General features: G+C 68.1%; 2 protein-coding genes. Both read left to right on the top strand.

The window, feature by feature from the left end; translation table 11 throughout:
- The first annotated feature begins 132 nt into the window (after window positions 1-132).
- A complete protein-coding gene (locus ACYSM9_RS21600) occupies window positions 133-1,137 on the top strand; it encodes a LacI family DNA-binding transcriptional regulator (RefSeq protein ID WP_461858996.1) in 1,005 nt (334 codons plus the stop codon).
- Window positions 1,138-1,232: 95 nt separating this feature from the next.
- Window positions 1,233-4,253 carry a glycoside hydrolase family 2 TIM barrel-domain containing protein gene (locus ACYSM9_RS21595; RefSeq protein ID WP_461858995.1) on the top strand — a complete coding sequence of 1,007 codons (3,021 nt, stop codon included), beginning with the start codon at window positions 1,233-1,235 and terminating at the stop codon, window positions 4,251-4,253.
- Window positions 4,254-4,529: the final 276 nt, after the last annotated feature.

Genomic DNA, 4,529 nt, shown 5'->3' with positions numbered 1-4,529 from the left:
CCTGCCAAAACCGAGCGGGCGTCTACGGAAAACATGCAGGACGTGAGAGGGCGTCCGTGGTGAGGCGGAAGGACGTAATGGCGGGATGGGCAGATAGGGCAAGGGCGGGTAGGGAGCCTAGACTTACGGTCTATGACCTCCCGACGCCCGAGCTCCGCGGCCAAGCGCGCCACCATCCTGGACGTCGCGGCTGCGGCAGGCGTTTCACGACAGACGGTAACCCGGGCCATGAACGATATGCCCGGCATCAGCCAGGACACCCGCGAGCGTGTGCGGCGGCTCGCGGCTGAACTCGGGTACACCCCCAGCCGGTTCGCGAAGGGCCTGGTCCAGGGAGCCCGCACGTCCGTGGGCCTCGCCATCCCCGACCTCACCAACCCCTACTACCCCGCTTTCGCCTCCAGCGTCGTCGAAGCCGCCACAGACCGTGGCTGGAATGTTGTGGTGGACGACTACGGCCACGGCGCCGGCAGCGCCCTCGACGCCGCCGAGCGGCTCGCTCCCCATGTGGATGCACTCATCGGCTACCTCGGCCCCGAGTCGGAACAGGCCCAGGTGCTGATGGGGCGGCGCCCCGTCGTTGGCCTCGACTACCCGGACGCCCGGGCTGCGGGGGGAATTTCCTTCGACTACCAGCATGCTGCCAGGCTTGCCCTGGAGCACCTGGTGACGTTGGGTTGCCGGAACGTCGCCTATCTGGATTCCGACCAGCCAGCCCCGGCTTTGGGCCGCGGCACCGCCGCAGCGGCGGTGGCAGAAGGCCTCGGAGTCCAGCTGATGCGGTGTGAGGCGGACCCTTCCGCCGCAGGAGCAAAGGCCGCGGTGGCCGCGCTCCTCCGCAGCCCGGAGATTGACGCCCTGCTGGCGTTCAATGACCTGATGGCCGCCGGTGCCCTGAAGGCGCTGCAGGAAGCCGGCCGGGCGGTGCCCGGAGATTGCCCCGTGATCGGCATGGACGGGATCCCGCTCGGGGAACTCGTGACGCCCGAGCTGACCACCCTGTCCCTGGACCTGCGCGCGGTGGGGCGTGCCGCCGTCGACCTCCTGGATGGCCTGCTGTCCGGCTCGGTGGAGGCGGGCAGCGTCGAAGCGCGCCTGGTGCTCCGGCACACCCTGGTCCGCCGGCAATCCGCCTGAACCCCTACTCAAACGCGCGTCGAAAGACTAAGCTTGAGTCTGTCGCGTGAACGTTCACGCAGCGTCCAACTCAACCGCACGCACCGAGGATATCCATGTCAGTCAGCACCCCCGCTCCGCGCCCTGAAGCTCCAGCCACACGTTCGTCAGGGAGCCTCGAACTCGGTGCCGACGCAATCCAGGAGCTGGAGTCCCTGGCGCCGGGCAGGGGAGGCCACGCCCCCAGGGCATACCTGGCCACGGATGCCCCGAAGCTGCTGCTCAACGGCGAGTGGCAGTTCCGCTTGAACGAGGGCATTCGCACCGCGCCGGACGACGGCTGGCAGCAGGGCACAGGCCTCGACGGCTTCACCACCCTTCCCGTCCCCTCCAGCTGGCCGATGCACGGGCACGGCGCGCCCGCCTACACGAATGTGCAGTTCCCCTTCGCCGTGGAGCCGCCGCACGTACCGGAGGCGAATCCCGTCGGCGACCATCTGGTGACCTTCGAGGCCGGCCCCGAATACTTCCCGCACGCCCTCCTCAGGTTCGACGGCATCGACTCGGCGGGCACAGTCTGGCTCAACGGCGTGGAGCTCGGTACCACCCGGGGGAGCAGGCTGCCCCACGAGTTCGACGTCTCCGGCGTCCTGGTCCAGGGGACCAATACCCTGGCCGTTCGGGTGGCCCAGTTTTCGGCCGCCAGCTACGTGGAAGACCAGGACATGTGGTGGCTTCCCGGGATCTTCCGGGACGTGACCCTGCAAGCCCGCCCCGGGGACGGCATCGACGACGTCTTCGTCCACGCCGACTACCACCACGAATCGGGCCAAGGCGTCCTCCGCGTTGAGGTGACCCGCGGCGGAAAGCCGGCTGACGCCGTCGTACGCGTTCCCGAACTTGGCCTGGAATGTCCTGCAGGCGAGGCAACCACCATCGCCGCCGTGGAACCGTGGTCCGCCGAAATTCCGCGGCTGTACGAAGCCACCGTGAGCACGCCCGGCGAGACCGTGGCGCTGCAGGTGGGCTTCCGCAGCATCACCATCGAGGATGCCCAGTTCAAGGTCAACGGCAGGCGGATCCTGCTGCGTGGGGTGAACCGGCACGAGCACCACCCCCGGCTGGGCCGCGTGGTGCCGCGCGACGTGGTGGAGGCAGAACTGCGGCTGATGAAGCAGCACAACATCAACGCCATCAGGACCTCCCACTACCCGCCGCACCCCGAATTCCTTGCGCTGGCGGACCAGCTGGGATTCTACGTCGTGCTGGAGTGCGACCTGGAAACCCACGGCTTCGAGAGCGCAGGATGGGCCCAGAACCCCAGTGACGACCCGCAGTGGGAAGCCGCGCTGCTGGACCGGATGCACCGGACCGTGGAACGGGACAAGAACCACGCATCGGTGATCATGTGGTCCCTGGGCAACGAGGCAGGCTCCGGCAGGAACCTCGCCGCCATGTCCCGCTGGGCCAAGGACCGGGATCCCTCCCGTCCCATCCACTACGAGGGTGACTGGACGTCCGCCCACGTTGACGTCTACTCGAGGATGTACGCGAGCCAGGCCGAAACTGAGCTGATCGGTAAAGGCGTTGAGCCCGCCATCGAGGATGCGGCCCTGGACGCGCGGCGCCGTGCCATGCCCTTCGTGCTGTGCGAATACGTGCACGCCATGGGAAACGGCCCGGGCGGCATGAGCGAATACCAGGAGCTGTTCGAAAAGTATCCGCGCCTGATGGGCGGCTTTGTGTGGGAATGGCTGGAGCACGGAATCAGCGTTCCCGCGCCTGGAGGTGGCGAACAATTCGCCTACGGCGGCGACTTCGGTGAGGAAGTCCACGACGGAAACTTCGTCACCGACGGCCTGGTGGACGCCAACCGCAAGCCCCGGCCCGGGCTGCTGGATTTCAAGAAGGTCATAGAACCGCTGCACATCGAGGTCGCGCAGGACTGGGCGGGCTTCCGGGTGCGGAACGGCCACGACTTCGCGGACACGTCAGCCTTCAGCTTCCACTACAAGGTGGCGGACGACGGCGGCACACAGCTTGAGGGAACGGTGGACGTCGCGCCGCTGCCGGCCCAGTCCGACGCGGCAGCTGCGCTGCCGGGAGCGGTTGCCGATTACGTACAGGGGCTGCCCGGGGACCGTTCGGCCGTCCTCACCGTCAGCGCCGTCCTGGCCACCGACAGCAGCTGGGCCTCCGCCGGACACGAGGTGGCCTGGGGCCAGGCCGTCCGCTTCGCCGCCGCCGGCACACCGGCGCCGGCGCAGGACCCGGTGGAAGTGGCCGATGGTGAACTCCGCCTGGGCGGGGCTGTGTTCAGCCGGGTCGCGGGAATGCCCACGTCCATTGGCGGCCTCCCCGTTGAGAGGCTCGGTCTGGTCCTGTGGTGGCCGCCCACCGACAACGACCTCGGCAGCGAATGGGGTGGCGCCGACACCCGGCCGCTCGCCACGCAATGGAAGGAGGCAGGGCTTGGCCGGATGCATACGCGCCTGCTGGGGATCAGCGCGGCCGAGACGTCCGACGGCGGGGAATGTCTCCGTGTACGGACACGGATGGGGGCCGCGGACAAGCAGTTCGGTGTGCTGGTGGACTACGTCTGGACCAGCGGCGACGATGCGTTGACGCTGCAAACCCAGGTCCGGCCCGAGGGGGACTGGGTCAACTCCGGCTTCGGGGTGGAATGGGCACGGATCGGCCTGGAACTGGTGCTCGGGGACCCCACGTCAACCGTGCAGTGGTTCGGCCAGGGCCCCCACCAGGGCTATCCGGATACGGGCCAGGGCACGCGGGCGGGCTGGTTTGAACTGCCGCTGGCCGACCTGGACGTCGACTATGTGCGGCCCCAGGAGTCCGGGGCCAGGTCCGGTGTCCGCTCCGCGGCGATCCAAACCGCCGGCGGAACTCTTTCGGTTTCCGGTGAGCCCTTTGCCTTGACTGTGCGTCCCTACAGCCTGGCTGTGCTGGATGCCGCCGCCCACCGCTCAGATCTGGTCCCCGACGGGCGCAGCTACATCTACCTGGACCATGCCAGGCGCGGGGTGGGAACCGCGGCTTGCGGGCCCGGGGTCCTGGAGCCGTACCGGCTTGCGCCCCGGGACGCCGACTTTGAACTGACGCTGCGGGTGTCCGGTTAGGGCCCGTGGGGTGTGAGCCACTCCATAGTGGTGCCGCCTGCGGTCCCGGGCACAAAGTCACGCGAATAAGCCACCAAAAACCCCGCCATTCCGGGGTTTTTGGTGGCACGTTCACGGCTGCGGGGTGGATTTGCGGTGGGGTTGGTGGGCGTGTATTGTTTTCTGAGTCGCCGCCGCTGAAGCGGAAAAATAGCGGCCAAACCCCCTTTTGAACGGCCTGGAAATGGTTCGCTTTTGAGCGTGCTGTTTGGCGGGTGGGGGCTGGTTCCTGGAAGC

Source organism: Arthrobacter sp. C152, assembly GCF_054890965.1.
The sequence above is the reverse complement of the archived record's forward strand: the minus strand, read 5'-3'. Positions and strand labels throughout refer to the sequence as shown.